Source organism: Marinobacter sp. C1S70 (genome assembly GCF_000475355.1).
GTDB lineage: Bacteria > Pseudomonadota > Gammaproteobacteria > Pseudomonadales > Oleiphilaceae > Marinobacter > Marinobacter nauticus.
The window spans coordinates 349,317-364,787 of record NZ_AXBW01000073.1 but is presented as its reverse complement, the minus strand read 5'-3'; the positions used below and the strand labels follow the sequence as shown (position 1 = coordinate 364,787).

Below are 15,471 nucleotides of genomic sequence, written 5' to 3'. Positions count from 1 at the left end.
GCCGGAGACTCCAATCCATGGAAGACAGAGAGATCCTGAGATGACTTTGATTCTTTTTCTGGTGGCTCTGGCCGGCCTGCTGTACGTGATGCGCCGGGAATCCGGTGCCAAACCCGCCATTGGCGTGATGGTTGTGGTAGGTGTGCTGTCCCTGTTTCTGGCCTCTGGCTGGCTTGCTTTTGTCCTTCTGGCGGGCGCGGCCGTTACCGCTGTTGCGGGTTTGCCCCAGTTCCGGCAGAGCTGGCTCACCCCTCGGGTGTTTGCCATGTTCAAGAAGGTGGCGCCCAAGGTGTCAGACACTGAGAAAGTGGCTCTGGAAGCGGGTACCGTTGGTTGGGATGGCGAACTGTTCACCGGTCGCCCGGATTGGCACAACCTGCTGATTAACCGCCACATCGGTTTGAGTGAGGAAGAGCAGGCCTTCGTCGACGACCAGTGCACCCACGCCATTTCCATGTGTAACGCCTGGGATCTGGCGGTTGAGCGTGCCGATCTGCCCAAGGAACTCTGGGATTTCCTGAAGAAAGAGAAGTTCTTCGGCATGATCATTCCGAAGGAATACGGTGGCCTCGGGTTTTCCGCCAAGGCCCAGACTGCAGTGCTGCAGAAGCTGGCCGCCAACGAAATGCTGATGGTCACGGTCGGCGTGCCCAACTCCCTCGGCCCGGGCGAGCTGCTGGTGAAGTACGGTACCGAAGAGCAGAAAGACTATTATCTGCCGAGACTGGCCGATGGCCGGGAAGTCCCCTGTTTTGGCCTGACCGGGCCTCGCGCAGGCTCTGATGCCACTTCGCTGCCAGACACCGGCATCGTCTGCAAGCAGGAAGTGGATGGTAAAGAAGTGGTGGGTATCCGCCTGAACTTTGAAAAGCGCTGGATTACGCTGGCGCCAGTCGCCACGGTGGTCGGGCTGGCGTTCCGGATGTTTGACCCGGACGGGCTGCTGGGGGACACCAAAGACTACGGCATTACCTGTGCGCTGATCCCCCGGGATACCGAGGGCATGGAAATCGGACGGCGCCATTGCCCCATCGGGTCCCCGTTCATGAACGGCCCGATCAAGGGCAAGGATGTGTTCATCCCGCTGGACTATATTATTGGTGGCCAGGAAATGGCGGGCCAGGGCTGGCGTATGCTGGTTGAGTGTCTCTCGGTGGGTCGCTGTATCACCCTGCCGTCCGGTGCTGCCGGCGCCGCTGCCTATGCTGTGGGCACGGCCGGTGGCTTTACCCGAATTCGCCGCCAGTTCAATACGCCGGTGGCGGAGATGGAAGGGGTACAAGCCCCGCTGGCCCGCATTGCGGCTAAAACCTACATTGCTCAGGCGGCGGTTAATCACACCGCTAATATGATCGATCGGGGCGAGAAGCCGGCGGTACCGTCCGCTATCCTCAAGTATCACCTGACCGAGTTTCAGCGTGAAATCCTCACCGATGCCATGGATGTGCACGGTGGTAAAACCGTAACCCTTGGACCCCGCAACTACCTGGGCATTGGTTACAGTGGTGCGGCGGTGTCGATCACCGTTGAAGGCGCCAATATCATGACCCGCAGCCTGATGATCTTCGGTCAGGGTGCCATCCGTTGTCATCCGTATGTGCTGAAAGAGCTTGCCGCGAAGGACAATGACGATATCAAGGCGTTTGATGAGGCGTTCTTTGGTCATGCCGGGCTAATCTTTGGCAATGCCGCCCGCGCCTTTACGCAGGCGCTGGGCCTGGGCAAGGCTGATGTGCCATTCGACAGTGCCTCCCGCAAGTATGCCCAGGCCCTGGCGCGGTTCAGCTCTGCCTTCGGCCTGTGTGCCGATGCGGCCATGACAACCCTGGGCGGCGAGCTGAAAATGCGCGAGCTGATTTCGGCACGCCTGGGTGACATGCTGGCGAATCTGTACCTGGCTTCCATGGTGCTGAAGAACTGGCACGAAACCCAGCCGGTGGATGGCGAGAAAGAACTGATGCAGTACAGCCTGGCCTATCTGCTGCATCGTACCGAGCTGGCACTGGACGAGTTCCTCCAGAACCTGCCGAACCGACCGGTGGCACTGGCTCTGCGAGCTATTACCCTGCCGCTGGGATGCCGTTGGGATGCGCCCCATGATGATCTGGCGCGCAAGCTGGCCCGTTCCATCACCACCGATACTCCGGTTCGCAACAAGCTGATGGCTGGTGCCTGGACTACAGACGGGGAAGGCACGGTGGAAAATCCCGTCGCCCGCTATAACGGTCTGTTGAAAGACTACGACAAGGCCGAGCAGCTGTATCGGAAGGCCACCAAGGCTTACGCCAAGGGCGAACTGCCGATGACCGCACTGCATCCCGAGGAGCGTTTTGAGGCCGCCCTGGAGGCCGGTGTATTCAGCAAGGAAGAAGCCGACTTCATGCGCCAGTATGAAGAGGTGGTGCTGGAAATGCTCACCGTGGATGATTTCCCGTTTGACGAGTTTGCCCGAAACCGGGAAACCCTGATCGACCACAACCCGGCCTGAGGCGGCCGGGTAGCATGTGGTGGTCGGTTCTTGCAGTCAGCGTTGGTGCCGTTATAGGCGCCAACCTGCGCTGGGGGCTTGGGCTCTGGCTTAACGCCAGTTATCACGCCGTTCCCTGGGGCACACTGGTTGCCAACCTCAGTGGTGGCTGGCTGATTGGCGTGTTGATGGCTTTTTTCAGCCAGAGCAGTGTGCTTTCGCCGGAATGGCGTCTGTTTGCGGTGACAGGTTTGTGTGGCGCCCTGACGACTTTCTCGACCTTCTCGCTGGAGATGTTCGCCGCGCTTCAGGAAGGCAAGTGGGGTATGGCCCTGGTCGGAATTCTGGCCCATGTTGTTGGCTCTATCCTGATGACAGCACTCGGATTTCTGACTTTTTCCCTGGTGCGTGGGTAAGCCTGCGGGCGAGTCAGAATCTGTGGGTATCACTACCTACACAAATTATTGAAATTACGCTTGGCAAGCCCGAAATTCCAGAGTAGAGTGGGTTCGTAGGAAAGAATCAGTAAAGCAGTTCATGAATAAGACGTACCTCCGCAGTTAGTAGTGACCGTCCTGTTTTTGATCCCGCGAGTTCTGTTTTTCCGTTACACGCTGACCAGCACCCTATGAGTGTGTGGCAGCAGATAATATGATTGATTTCAGGAAGTTTAAGTATGTCTACTACTACCGGTACTGTTAAGTTCTTCAACGAAGCAAAAGGCTTTGGCTTTATCACTCGTGAAGGCGGCCCGGACGTATTCGTTCACTACAGCGCCATTCAGGGCTCTGGTTTCAAGACCCTGGCCGAAGGCCAGCAGGTCGAGTTCACCGTAACTCAGGGCCAGAAAGGTCCTCAGGCGGAGAACGTTGTTGCTCTGTAATCCCCTGAGGATTCAGCAATAACCCAAAAAAGGCAGCCGAGGCTGCCTTTTTTGTTGCCTGTTTATTCCCCGAAAATTTCCTCGTAAAAACGCATGGTGCCCTGCCATGAGCGCCGCGCAGCTGCTTCATCATAGGCGATTGGCATGCCGAACTGTTCGGCCACCTTATCGGCATTGGGATTGGTGAAGGAATGTTTCACGCCGGGAAAGCTGACAAGCGTCAGATCCACTTCGGCATTCTGCATTTCCCGAACCAGCCCGGCCACCTGTTCCGAGGGAACCATGTCATCTGCGCCGCCTGTGTAGACCTGCACTTTTGCTTTTACAGCGCCAGCTTCGGCCTGCAGCGGGCTGCCCAAGGCACCGTGGTAGCTGACTACGCCATCCAGATCCACGCCCATACGAGCCATGTTCAGGACCACGGCACCACCGAAGCAATAGCCTTGGGCAGCAATACGGTCTGGGTCAACGCTGTCATGGTTCTGCAGAAGTGCCTTGGCTTTCAGGAAGCGGGCTTTAACCTGCTCCATGTTGCTTGTGGCTTCTTGCATGAACTTCTGGGCGGTATCCGGATGGTCGGCCTGTTTGCCGGAGCCATACATATCCAGTGCGAAGGCGGTATAGCCGGAGGCTGCCAGCTTTTCCGCCTGCTCCCGGGCAAAGTCATTGTGGCCCCACCATTCGTGTACCACCAGCACGCCGGGGCGTTTCTGGTCGGACTCGTCGTCCCAGGCCAGGTAGCCGGTGAAGGTTTGGCCGTCTACGGTGTATTCAATGGTTTCGGTCTGCATTTCTGCAAGCGCCTGTGTGCTGGTCATAAAAAGGGAGAGGATTGCTGTGGGTACTGCGGTTCTGATACGGATCATCGCGTTTTTTACTCCTTGCCAGGATTGGTGACACTTCCATGATTACGTTGGCAGCCAGAAAATCGATCCAGACTCACTGGCGTGTCCTGTTCTCAGAACAAAACGGTCTTATAGGCCGGATCTGATAAGTAAAGAGAATCAATGCCGGCTTTCCCGAATCTGATTCTTGACTATAGTTAAGAACAGGAACGGTTTTAAGTCCGAAATGGTTCGGGCACCGTATCCACCCATACCAACAACAGCAATAAAGGGGGTGGTTTATGCTTCTGTCCCATGCGTTTGGTCTCTTCACCCACCCGGAAGATGAGTGGGTATCCATTAAGAAAGAACACGAACATCCAACTCGTCTTTATGTGGCGTACGTCGTCGTTCTGGCGGCCATAGCGCCAATCTGTGCCTACATCTCGACGGCCCATTTTGGTTGGTCTATCGGTAGCGAACGGCTGATCAAGCTCACCGAAATCAGTGCCCTCCAGATGAGCGTTCTGACCTACCTCGCCATGCTGGTGGGGGTCTTCGCCCTCGGGTACGCCATTAACTGGATGGCGAAAACCTATGGCGCCAAGGAAGAGCACGTGCCGTCTAACGGTATTGCCCTGGCAGCCTATTCCTGTACGCCACTGTTCCTGGCCGGTTTTGCGCTGCTGTACCCGGTGCCCTGGTTCAATGCTGTGGTGTTTCTGGCAGCGGCCTGTTACGGCGCCTGGTTGATGTACGACGGCTTACCGATCGTCATGGGCATCGAAAAGGAGCGGGCGGTCATGTACGGAGGGGCTCTACTCACGGTGGCACTGGTGATCCTGGTATCCACCCGTGTCGGTTCGGTCATTCTCTGGAATCTGGGGCTCGGGCCGGTGTTCGTCAGCGGCTAGCCAAACACGTTAATCACTCTGTCAAAACGGGAGCTTCGGCTCCCGTTTTTTGTGACTGCCGTCTGCTTGCGATGCACCTGTCGGAATTTGCCATAGCCTTGTCGTAATCCGGCAACGCGTTCTTCATATCTCTGGTCTAGCTTTTCAGGCCAACCGGTTTTGGTTTCCGGGCACGATAAAAAGCATATGACGAACATGACAGGGGTGGACAATGGCTAGACTGACGAGACGGGATTTTCTGAAAGCATCGGCACTGGGTATGGGGGCGGTGGCGATTTCCAGCGGCCTGGCGGGGTGTGTGCTGGACAGCGACGACAAACGGCGGGTTGATTTTACCCATGGTGTGGCCAGTGGTGATCCGCTACAGGACAGCGTTATTCTCTGGACCCGGGCCGTGCCCGAGCGTGGCAGCAAGGTGAAAGTAGGTTGGGAAATCGCCACCGATGCGGAGTTTGCCTCGGTGGTGCGCTCAGGAACCGCCGAAACCACCGAAGATCATGATTTCACCATTAAGGTGGATGCCCAGGGGCTGATGCCGGGCCAGCGTTACTATTACCGTTTCCGCTCCTCGGGTGCCACCTCTCCCGTAGGGGCCGCGACTACCTTGCCGGAAGGGTCGGTAGAGCAGGTGCGACTGGCTGTGGTGTCCTGCTCCAACTACCCGGCCGGTTACTTTCACGTATACCGTGAAGTGGCAAACCAGGCGGACCTGGATGCTGTGATTCATCTGGGCGACTATATCTATGAGTACAGCAGTGACCCGGACAGCTATGCCTCGGAAGATGCCCGCGCTTTGGGCCGGACCTTCCCGGAAAACAATAACCGGGAGTTGCTGACACTGGCCGATTATCGCCGCAGGTATGCCATTTACCGGCAGGATCCGGATCTGCAGCTGGCCCATCAGCGGTTACCGTTCATTGTGGTGTGGGACGACCATGAAGTGGCTAACGATACCTGGCGAAACGGTGCTGAAAATCACGATGATTCTGAAGGCGATTTTGATCAGCGCAAGCTGTCGGCGCTGCAGGCCTTCTTCGAGTGGATGCCGATCCGACCGGTGATTGAAGGTAATGACGAGGCCATCTATCGCAGCTTCCGCTTTGGCGATCTGGTGGATCTGCACATGCTGGACACCCGTGTTATCGGGCGCGATCAGCAACTGGATTACCTGAACTATCTTAGCGAAGCCGGACTGAACGTGGATCAATTCAGGGCCGATGTGACCGATCCAAACCGGACATTGCTGGGAGCAGAGCAGCGTCTGTGGTTGCAGAACAAGCTGGCCACGTCGACCGGGCGATGGCAGGTGCTGGGACAGCAGGTGTTGATGGGGCGTATGGATTTGCCTGCGGAATTGTTGCTGGGTATTGCCACTGGAAACGTTTCGGAACTGCCGCAAGCCCTGGCGGAACTCGCGACTATCAAATTCCGAGCCCTGCAGGGCGACCCCACACTCACTGAGCAGGAACTGAGCCGAATCAGCACGGCCGCGCCCTACAATCTCGATGCCTGGGACGGCTATCAGGCAGAAAGAGAAGTTGTTCTTGGCATGGCGCGGCAATTGGACAAAAACCTGGTGGTGCTGGCCGGAGATACCCATAACGCCTGGGCCAATAATCTGAAGGATATGAATGGCAAGCAGGTGGGTGTGGAATTTGCCACCGCCTCGGTGTCTTCTCCCGGACTGGAGGACTATCTGGGACTGCCTGATGCCCTGATTGCCGATGCGGAGCAGGGCATTGGCCTGCTGGTGGATGGCCTAGACTACCTGAACATCAATCAACGTGGTTATATGGTGGTTACTTTCACTCAGGACGAAGCCCTGGCTAACTGGTATTTCGTGGATACCGTCAAGAGCCGGGAATACACCGTTGATAACAGTCGGTCTGCGGCGCGGAAGACCTTGCCGGGTGCCGGGAACCGAACGGTCGATCCGGTATAGCCAACCGGGCGCGGCTATACCAGCCTTCGGTTTGACCTGGCGCATTGGCGGTATCGGCAGAATCCTGTGTAGTTGACCCAGACCTTAGGCAGGGAGCAGGGATATGTCAGAAGTCAGCACGCCAGGTTCACAGCGGACACTAGCCGGGGGCGCACAGTCTCAGGCCTGGCATGCCCTGGCCGCAGAACAGGCGCGGGTTCTTCTGGAAGCGCCGGAGCCTTTGACCGACGAAAGTGCGCGGGCCAGGTATGAGAGGTTTGGTCCCAACCAGTTGCCAGAGGGTAGGACGTCCGGCCCCCTGGCCCGGCTCGGTCGCCAGTTACGTAATTTCCTGATTTATGTACTGCTGACCGCAGCGGCCATCACCGGTGCTCTCGGACACTGGGTCGACGCCGGGGTGATTCTGGCGGTGGTGATTGTCCAGACCCTGGTCGGCTTCATCCAGGAAGGTCGGGCCGAGCAGGCATTGTCCGCTATCCGTCATATGCTGGCTCCCCGCGCCCGCATTGTCAGGGCCGGCGGCCAGCATCAGGTGGATGCCGGCGAGCTGGTACCTGGTGATACCGTGCTGTTGGAGGCTGGTGACCGTGTGCCCGCCGATCTTCGCCTGGAAAAAACCAACAACCTCAAGATTGAGGAAGCTATCCTGACGGGCGAATCCGAGGCGGTGGACAAGTTCCCCGATCCGGTGGAAGAGCAGTCGGCCCTCGGCGACCAGACTGGCATGGCGTTCTCCGGCACCATGGTGGCCACGGGCACCGCCCGGGGCGTTGTCGTACGTACCGGTATGCATACCGAAATCGGCCGCATTTCCGGCCTGCTGGCCGACACTACCAGCCTGAAAACGCCCCTGCTGGAACAGATGGACCGGTTTGCTCGGGGGCTTTCTCTGATTGTCATCGTGACCGGCATTCTCATCTTCTTTGGCGGCCTGGCGTTCAGTGGCCTGGAGTTCCGGGAGTTGTTCATGGCGGTGGTGGGCCTGACGGTGGCAGCCATTCCTGAAGGCTTGCCTGCGATTCTCACCATTACCCTTGCCATTGGTGTGCGCCAGATGGCGCGTCGCAAGGCGGTGGTACGCCGGATGCCGGTGATTGAAACCCTTGGCGCGGTTTCGGTCATCTGCTCGGACAAGACCGGCACGCTCACCCGTAACGAAATGATGGTGACCACAGCTGTGACCTCTGGTGAGCGCTATGAGATTACCGGCGAAGGTTATGGTCGCGATGGCATGGTCTGCCGGGAGGGTCAGCCGGTCACCGGCGACGGGGTGCTGGCTGAGCTTGCCCGGGCGGCGGCACTGTGTAACGACGCCAGCATTATTGGCAAAGACGGGCAGCCTTCTATTCATGGTGACCCCATGGAAGCCGCGCTGAAAGTGTTTGCCGGCAAGGCGGAATTTGATCATGTGGACAGTGCCTCCGCCTGGCCACGGGTTGATGAGGTTCCCTTCGATACCCGCATAAGGTTCATGGCCACATTGCACCATGACCACCACGGCCACGGTATTGCCTATCTCAAAGGCGCTCCGGAACGGATCCTGGCTATGTGCGCGCACCAGGTATCCCCGGATGGTGGAACCGAATCGCTGAGCAAAGAGCACTGGGAACAGGTCATCACGGAGATGGCTTCCGAAGGTCTGAGAGTGCTGGCACTGGCGCGCAGGCCAATGGCGAAAGGCAGCCGGGAACTGGTGCTGGAAGAGCTGGAACAGGGCGCTGAATTGCTGGGGGTGGTGTGCTTGCTGGATCCGCCCCGGCAGGAGGCTATCCGCGCTATCAAAGAGTGCCACGATGCCGGTATTCGGGTGAAGATGATTACCGGCGACCACGCCCTGACGGCCGGTGCCATTGCCCGAAAACTCGGGCTGCGTAATGCCGACCGGGTACTGACCGGCAATGAGCTTGATGACCTGGATGAAGATCAGCTCCGGAGTCTGGCCGGAGAGGTGGATGTGTTTGCCCGCACCAGCCCCGAGCACAAACTCAGGTTAGTGAAAGCGCTGCAGGCACTGCATGGTGTGGTGGCCATGACCGGTGATGGCGTCAACGATGCCCCGGCACTGAAGCGGGCGGATGTTGGCATTGCCATGGGTGTCAAGGGCTCGGAAGCGGCCCGGCAGGCGTCATCGGTGGTGCTGCTGGATGATAACTTCGCCAGCATTGCTGCGGCTGTCCGGGAAGGGCGCACGGTTTACACCAACCTGCGTAAGGGCATTGCCTTTATGCTTCCGATTAACGGGGGGGAATCCGTCAGCCTGATCACCGCCTTGTTGCTGGGGCTCACGTTGCCCATTTCCGCCTTGCAGATTCTCTGGGTGAATATGGTCAGCTCGGTGTTGCTGGCCATGACACTGGCGTTTGAACCGCCCGAGCCCGGAGTTATGCGGCAACCTCCCAGACCGCGGGACGAGTCCTTGCTGCAGGGCTTTGTGGTCTGGCGGGTGGCGTTTGTATCCCTGCTGTTTCTGGTGGGCATCTTCGCGGCCTGGTTCTGGGTCATGCATCGCCATCAGGACCCAGTGCTGGCCAGCACCCTGGCGGTCAACACCCTGGTGGCGATGGAGGTCTTCTACCTGTTTGCGGTGCGTTATCTCGACAGTGCCTCGATTACCCTGCGGGGGGTGCTCGGCACCCCCGTTGTGCTGGCAGCGATCGCGGCGGTCGTGATATTGCAGTTGTTGTTCACCTACCTGCCCTGGTTCCAGCACACCTTTACCACTGCGGCCCTGAGCCTGGAGCAGCTGGCGTTTTCTGTGGTGGCTGGTGTTGTGGTTCTGCTGGTGTTGGAACTGGAAACTGCGATACGTAACCGGGTCAAGGCAGTCCGCGGGTAATCACTCCCGGATCGCCTCGGCCCTCCACCGCGGCCAGTTCGGCGCTGGAGAGCCATTCTCCGGGAGGTTTGTCCATCACCTCGGCGCAGGCCGCCAGGGCATGGCCCCATGAGCAACGGTTGGCGAACAGCATGCCCGCTTCATTCAGGGTACCACCCCGATTGATGTAGCCCAGTACCCGGGAATGGCCGGGCTGCGGGAACAGCGTGTGCAGGTGTCCGCGAAACACTTCCGGCCGCATATGGGTCAGGGCAACCCGTCGGTGCATGCGATGGGGGAACAGACGCTCCCGCTCAAACTCGGTCAGGCAGGAGGTGGCTTCCATCGGATCCCGGGGTTGACGGAAGCGCCCGGGTTCCTGCAGATAGACCAGCCGGAACGGTGTGCCGGTCTCGCGCAGACGCTCGCAAGCCCGTATGGCCTCGGAAAGCTGATAGGCGCCATTGGCAATCAGCAGCAGTGGTTCTTCGCCAGCTGAGGTATCCTCGTCCACCACCAGTGCGCCGTGTCTTGCCAGTGCTTCGGCTTCGCTGCCGTTGAAGACGCACGGGCGCTCCCGTTTCGGGATAACGAGGCAACTGATGCGGCCCCGCTCCCGGTAAACCGATGGCAGAATCGCCAGGGCGCTGTTGTAGTCAGCCGGGAAAATCACCCGGGAGACATCACTCATTTCTCCCAGTAAAGCCTCACAGAAGCTGGTGTCCTGGTGGGATTGCTCGTTCTTGCCGTTTTCCCATGTGTGCGAGGTGGCAATCACTGGCAGTCCCAGCCATTGGGGTGGCCGGCCCACTTCTTTCTGATGTCGGGCGAAGATCAACTCCTGGCGGATAGCGCCGAGCATTTTCACGCAGAAGGCTTCGTAGCTGGCCACCAGATTCAATCCCGCTTTGTTGGCCAGGCAGGCAGAGACGACCGCCTCTTCATTCAGTGCCGTAATGATCTTGCCGTGTACTGACTCGGCCTCGTTCTCCGGGTCGTTCACGCGGTGCTTGAGGCTGTGGAGCACGCCTTTGAGTCGGTTGCTGGCGAGTTCGTCCGGGTTGCCGACCCGGGGCCGGAGTTCCGGGTTGTCCGCGACCAGAGCCTTGAAGAATTCATCAACGGCAGTCATGGGTGAGCATTTGTTCTGAGCCCAGGGCAAAACCGGAATGGCAGGTTCCGAGGGACGGCGAAGCGCCAGCGGGTGATCCCGCTCCAGTGGCCGGCCCTGTTGGCTGTGTTCATTCAGCTCGGATACCGCCAGGTTTAGCTCCTGCGGCTTTACCCATAGCGGTGTTGCGTACTCATTGAACAGCTCCCGGGATATGGCATCCATACGAGGATTGCCGGGCAGAGGCAGATTGTGAGCTGCGTTTTCTCCGGCGCCATAGAAACCATAGCCTTTCACGGTCTCTGCGATACCGTAGGGTATGCGAACCGGGTAGCCGGTCTCACCTTGTTGCGCAGCAGTGCCATGGGCTGCTAGTGCCTGCTCCATGTCGTACATGGCACAGACGAAGGCCGCGGGATCACGGCCGTCAAATCGTACCGGGTCAAAGCCCCGGTGTTGCAGGTGCTGCTCAAACCGTTCCAGACCCTCTCGGGTACCAAGCTCGGTTCGTTGTTCAATGCGACGGCCATTGGCAATCATCACCGGCAAGACCAGTCCGCAGTCCTCGGCCCGCCACCACCGGGGTATCCAGTCACTGCCGCGCTGTTCTTCAGCGGCTCCGTCGGAAAGGAAGGCCACCAGGGATTCACCGGGCAGAGGCATATGAGCGTATTGCAGCTCGGCAAACCCAAGGTAGCCACCTTCGATAATGCCCCCGGCGGTATGGGGGTTCACGTGGCTACCGAGGGGCGCCGCCATCGTGCCATCCGGTTTCTGGCGATAGCTGTAGAAGTCGGAGGCCAGTCGAGATAGCCCCTCAGGCGCCAGGTAACGGGCGCGTTGCTCGGGATGCAGATTGCCGGTCAGAACGTTGAGTGCATCCACGGCGGCCACACAATGCCCTTGTCCCATCAGCCAGCTGCGGGTTTTTCCGGTCAGGTTGTTGAGGGCCAGGTAGGCCGCGTAGGCAGGCACCATGTTCAGGGCGCCTCCGGTATGGCCTTCCGGCGAAGCCTTGAAATCCTGGGCGACCAGGGGGGCGCCGGCAATGTCCACCCGGTTGCAATAGGTCATGTGTACCACCAGCCACAGGCCGGCGCTGGTGAGCCGGTCCAGGGCGATCAGCTTCCGGTACACCGTATCTTCATCCGGTTGGTGCCCGGCACTAACCAGTTTTCCAGCGAGTTCCCGGACTCTGGCGGAGGTCTGTTCGGAGTGCCGGATAACGCCATAGCCCTGCTGCCAGCACTGGAAGGCTGAGCCTGGTGTTGCCTCGTTGGGCGCCTGAACGGGTTCAGTGGGCGATGACATGACGGCCTCGATGGCTGATGAGTGTGAAGGAAGTGTAAAACGGACCGCGGTCAGCCCCCTTGATGCAGGTCAGTCGTATCTGCATCTTTTAGCATGCACTGGGCTGGTGCGGGGCTTGGGTCAGTACGGTTTTCGGTATAGGATGGCGGTTCTGGACTCAATGATGAAAGGAATCAATCCATGAGTAAGGCGATTGTATTGCTGGGCGATCTCGGTATGGATCATGAGGGATTTCCCCCCACACCGGTGATTGCCGGTTCCCCCGACGTTCTTGTTGACGGCAAACCGGTTGCCCGGGTTGGCGATCCGCTGCAACCCCATTCGAAGCCCAAACACCCGCCCCATCCCCGGGCCATTGCGGCCGGTTCCGGTACCGTGATGATCAATGGCAAGCCGGCTGCGGTTACCGGTAGTGCAGTATCCTGCGGCGGTGTCACCGTTGGTAGTGGAACGGTAATAATCGGCAGTTAACGGTTTTTGTGTTCCAGGCTGAACGGGCGGCCCCAGTAATAACCCTGCCCCTGCAAACCGGGAAACTGATGCAGCCAGAGGGCGATGGTTTCGTGTTCCACGCCTTCGACCACCACATCCAGATCCAGGGCTGTGCCCAGCTCCAGGGCCGCACGCAGGATTTTCTGTCTCGACGGGTAATCCAGCACACCCTCCAGAAAACTCCGGTCGATTTTCAGCTCATCCAGCTCGAACTGTGCAAGGGCTCCGAGTGAGGAGTGGCCGGACCCGAAGTCATCCAGTGCAATCCGGAAGCCCATCGCGCTCAGAGTCCGGATGGTGCTGCGGGCCGTGTCCGGGTCGGTCATCATGGCGGTTTCGGTAATTTCCAGGCTGACATTGGCCGGTTCCAGCTTGTGCCGTCGAACGATGGCACCGGCTTCCTCGTGGAACAGGCTGTGGGCCAGGTCCTTGGCGGAAATGTTCACAGCTACGGTGATATCGCGGCCATACTGTTCACGGAGCTGATGGCTGTCCCTGCAGGCACGGTCCAGCACCCAGAGTGTAACCGTGTGAATGATCCCCACCTCCTCGGCCAGGGGAATCCACTGACTGGGCGAAATTCTGCCGAATTCCGGATGCTGCCAGCGAATCAGGGCTTCCAGTGAGCCAATCCGGCCATCGCGGATGTTGATCTTGGGCTGGTACTCCAGCCACATTTCGCCGGAACGCAGCGCTTGTTCCACATCCAGCATCAACATTTGCTGGCGGTATTGCCACTCGGCAATGGCGGGGTCATAAACCACCAGCGGCTGGCTCTCGTCCAGTGAGGCAAAGCCGGCACAGGCAAGTACCCCTGCCGGTTCCGCTCCGTGTTCCGGGGCGTGGGCGACGCCAACCGAGGCGGCCCAGGAAAATGAAAAACGGCCTTCGCGGAAATTCTCGGACAACCAGCGGCTAATGGCCTGCAGACGTTGTCTCTCCAGCGCCTCGTCGGGGTGGCGCAACAGGGCAAAGGCATGGTTGACGGTGTCCAGGGTAGCTACGCTGTAACCATTGATCATGACCAGCTGATCGCCCACCGTTTGCTTGAGATACCGGTTGAGTTGCCGGAGATACTGCTTCAGGAGCTCTTCTGCCGCACGGTAGCCCAGGGCTTGTTCCAGTTCATTGAACCGGGCCAGGCGGATCATGCACAGGGTGTAGGGCGTTTTATGGCAGTCCAGAGCGCCCAGGGTTTCCTCCAGCATGGGCCGATTGGGCTTGCCGGTTACCCTGTGGGTTTTCAGCAGGCGGTCATAATCGCGCTCAATGCTGGCCCGGAGTTTCTGTTCCTCCTGCACCCGTATATCCGAACTCATGCGTTTCTTGCGTTCTTCCAGCAGCAGTTTACCCACACCACTGGTCAGGATCAGGGAGCCGGTTGCCGCGCCCAGGAAAAAGGCGGAGTCGGTCAGTGCGTTGACGGGTAACCAGCCAATGGTGCGAAGCGATGAAGTAACGGCGCCAAGCAAAATCGCCAGCACCGACAAGGCGTAGTAACGGGCGTAAACGTGGTTGTTCAGCTGGCGCAGGCTCAGGGCAACGATGAACAGCCCGCCGATGGCGCTGCTCATCAGGAAGGCGTGTTGTCCCAGGAACTGAAACCCCAAAGGCGCAGCCAGCAGGTGCGCTCCGGCAAGGAGGCTGAAGGCCCGGAGTATTCGGGCCTCAGTGCGGGCCAGCTGGAGAAAATGCGGGGTAAATTCGCAAAGCGCGATCAGGCACAGCGGCAGACTGATGTTGAGCAGGGCGTTGAGCTCTGGCAGTGCCGGCCATATCAGCCATAGCCCCAGGCCGTCCATCACCAGCTGACTGTAGATAACGCTGATCATCAGCACGCTTAGCCACGCCAAGCCCGGTCGGCGAAGCTTGGCGACGATGCTCAGGTTGAGTAACAGGGCAAACACCAGCAGGCCGGTGACAAAGGACTTCCAGGCGGTGATGGCAGTGCCAGCGCCGAGAGCCTCGGCGCTGTCTGACAGGGTGACCGGCAACAGCACCGGGCCGCGATTCTGCACTTCCATCAGCAGGGTGGTGGTGCCCGGTTGCAGCGTGACCGGCCAGACCCACTGCGGTAATGCCAGGTATCGTTGATCGAAGGGGTATCGATCGCCCATGGCGGGTAGGTGTTCGATGCTTCCGTCCGGATGAATCAGGGCCGGCTGCAGGTGGTCCAGGTAAGGTGAAGGTACCGTCACCTGGCTGGTGGCAGGTTCTGATGTCGGATTCTCGAGTGTTAGCCGGAAAGTTGCGGGTTTGTAGGGATACCCGATTCCGGAATAGCGGGTATCCGTGCGGCTCCAGGCTTGGGATTGCCAGAGCTTGTCTTGCAGCACCTTGCCCAGTGGGTGGATCAGATATTCGATCTGGCCAGCGATGCGAGGGCCGTTTGTGGCGCTGTCGGTCTGCACCGAAGGACTGACCGAAAGAGTCGGCGGATCCTGCCAGAAGGTCGTCGCAAGTCCGTAGGTAATGGCCAGGAGAAGGATGACAAACGGGAACGACTGGTGCAGCCACGCCGGTAATCTGTCCGAGCGGGTTTCCCTGGAGAGAGTCTGGCCGAGCGACGGAGAGTCCATCCTGAACGCATCCTGAAACTGGAAAGCGGTACCGTTACACTCTGTTTACAATAATTAACAAGGTGTAACAAATTGATTTGAATGGAATTTTACATGAATTTAAGATTTTTTGCATTTGCTGTTTAAAACGCAT

The 15,471-nt window shown here is 58.9% G+C and carries 10 protein-coding genes; 7 read left to right on the top strand and 3 right to left on the bottom strand.

All coding sequences use genetic code 11. The features are described 5' to 3' along the window. Positions 1–40: 40 nt before the first annotated feature. The 3 genes from Q669_RS17085 (at position 41) to Q669_RS17075 (ending at position 3,350) form a co-directional block, all read left to right on the top strand. A complete protein-coding gene (locus tag Q669_RS17085; RefSeq protein ID WP_022993214.1) occupies positions 41–2,488 on the top strand; it encodes an acyl-CoA dehydrogenase in 2,448 nt (815 codons plus the stop codon). Between the two features lie 14 nt (positions 2,489–2,502). Then, on the top strand, positions 2,503–2,883 hold the full coding sequence (gene crcB / locus Q669_RS17080) for a fluoride efflux transporter CrcB (RefSeq protein WP_011787020.1): 381 nt from the start codon (positions 2,503–2,505) through the stop codon (positions 2,881–2,883). 260 nt (positions 2,884–3,143) lie between these two features. Then, positions 3,144–3,350, top strand: coding sequence for a cold-shock protein (locus Q669_RS17075; protein ID WP_008172950.1), 207 nt, complete (start codon positions 3,144–3,146; stop codon positions 3,348–3,350). Between the two features lie 62 nt (positions 3,351–3,412). On the opposite strand, the gene Q669_RS17070 is transcribed toward Q669_RS17075, so the two are convergent. Next, positions 3,413–4,216, bottom strand: coding sequence for a dienelactone hydrolase family protein (locus Q669_RS17070; RefSeq protein WP_011787019.1), 804 nt, complete (start codon positions 4,214–4,216; stop codon positions 3,413–3,415). A gap of 260 nt (positions 4,217–4,476) precedes the next feature. Here Q669_RS17070 and Q669_RS17065 point away from each other — a divergent pair, with 260 nt between their 5' ends. The 3 genes from Q669_RS17065 to Q669_RS17055 all read left to right on the top strand — a co-directional run bounded on the left by Q669_RS17065 (position 4,477) and on the right by Q669_RS17055 (position 9,866). Next, positions 4,477–5,088: a Yip1 family protein gene (locus Q669_RS17065; RefSeq protein ID WP_011787018.1), complete on the top strand. Its 612-nt coding sequence runs from the start codon at positions 4,477–4,479 to the stop codon at positions 5,086–5,088. A gap of 211 nt (positions 5,089–5,299) precedes the next feature. Next, positions 5,300–7,030 (top strand): alkaline phosphatase D family protein, encoded by a 1,731-nt coding sequence (locus Q669_RS17060; RefSeq protein WP_022993213.1) that lies wholly within the window; start codon positions 5,300–5,302, stop codon positions 7,028–7,030. 103 nt (positions 7,031–7,133) lie between these two features. Then, entirely contained in the window at positions 7,134–9,866 is a 2,733-nt protein-coding gene (locus tag Q669_RS17055) for a cation-translocating P-type ATPase (RefSeq protein ID WP_022993212.1), read from the top strand. Here Q669_RS17055 and Q669_RS17050 read toward each other — a convergent pair. Then, a complete protein-coding gene (locus tag Q669_RS17050) occupies positions 9,847–12,267 on the bottom strand; it encodes a D-xylulose 5-phosphate/D-fructose 6-phosphate phosphoketolase (protein ID WP_022993211.1) in 2,421 nt (806 codons plus the stop codon). The genes Q669_RS17055 and Q669_RS17050 overlap by 20 nt on opposite strands. 180 nt (positions 12,268–12,447) lie before the next feature. Between Q669_RS17050 and Q669_RS17045 the strand changes: the two genes are divergently transcribed. Then, positions 12,448–12,738, top strand: a complete 291-nt coding sequence (locus Q669_RS17045) for a type VI secretion system PAAR protein (protein ID WP_022993210.1) — start codon at positions 12,448–12,450, stop codon at positions 12,736–12,738. Here Q669_RS17045 and Q669_RS17040 read toward each other — a convergent pair. Further along, positions 12,735–15,338 (bottom strand): EAL domain-containing protein, encoded by a 2,604-nt coding sequence (locus tag Q669_RS17040; RefSeq protein WP_022993209.1) that lies wholly within the window; start codon positions 15,336–15,338, stop codon positions 12,735–12,737. The genes Q669_RS17045 and Q669_RS17040 overlap by 4 nt on opposite strands. Positions 15,339–15,471 lie beyond the last annotated feature (133 nt).

Coding starts and splice junctions, on each gene's coding strand:
- Q669_RS17060 (WP_022993213.1), top strand. CDS start 5,300: ATGGCTAGACTGACGAGACGGGATTTTCTGAAAGCATCGGCACTGGGT.
- Q669_RS17075 (WP_008172950.1), top strand. CDS start 3,144: ATGTCTACTACTACCGGTACTGTTAAGTTCTTCAACGAAGCAAAAGGC.
- Q669_RS17065 (WP_011787018.1), top strand. CDS start 4,477: ATGCTTCTGTCCCATGCGTTTGGTCTCTTCACCCACCCGGAAGATGAG.
- Q669_RS17085 (WP_022993214.1), top strand. CDS start 41: ATGACTTTGATTCTTTTTCTGGTGGCTCTGGCCGGCCTGCTGTACGTG.
- crcB (WP_011787020.1), top strand. CDS start 2,503: ATGTGGTGGTCGGTTCTTGCAGTCAGCGTTGGTGCCGTTATAGGCGCC.
- Q669_RS17040 (WP_022993209.1), bottom strand. CDS start 15,338: ATGGACTCTCCGTCGCTCGGCCAGACTCTCTCCAGGGAAACCCGCTCG.
- Q669_RS17050 (WP_022993211.1), bottom strand. CDS start 12,267: ATGTCATCGCCCACTGAACCCGTTCAGGCGCCCAACGAGGCAACACCA.
- Q669_RS17055 (WP_022993212.1), top strand. CDS start 7,134: ATGTCAGAAGTCAGCACGCCAGGTTCACAGCGGACACTAGCCGGGGGC.
- Q669_RS17070 (WP_011787019.1), bottom strand. CDS start 4,216: ATGATCCGTATCAGAACCGCAGTACCCACAGCAATCCTCTCCCTTTTT.
- Q669_RS17045 (WP_022993210.1), top strand. CDS start 12,448: ATGAGTAAGGCGATTGTATTGCTGGGCGATCTCGGTATGGATCATGAG.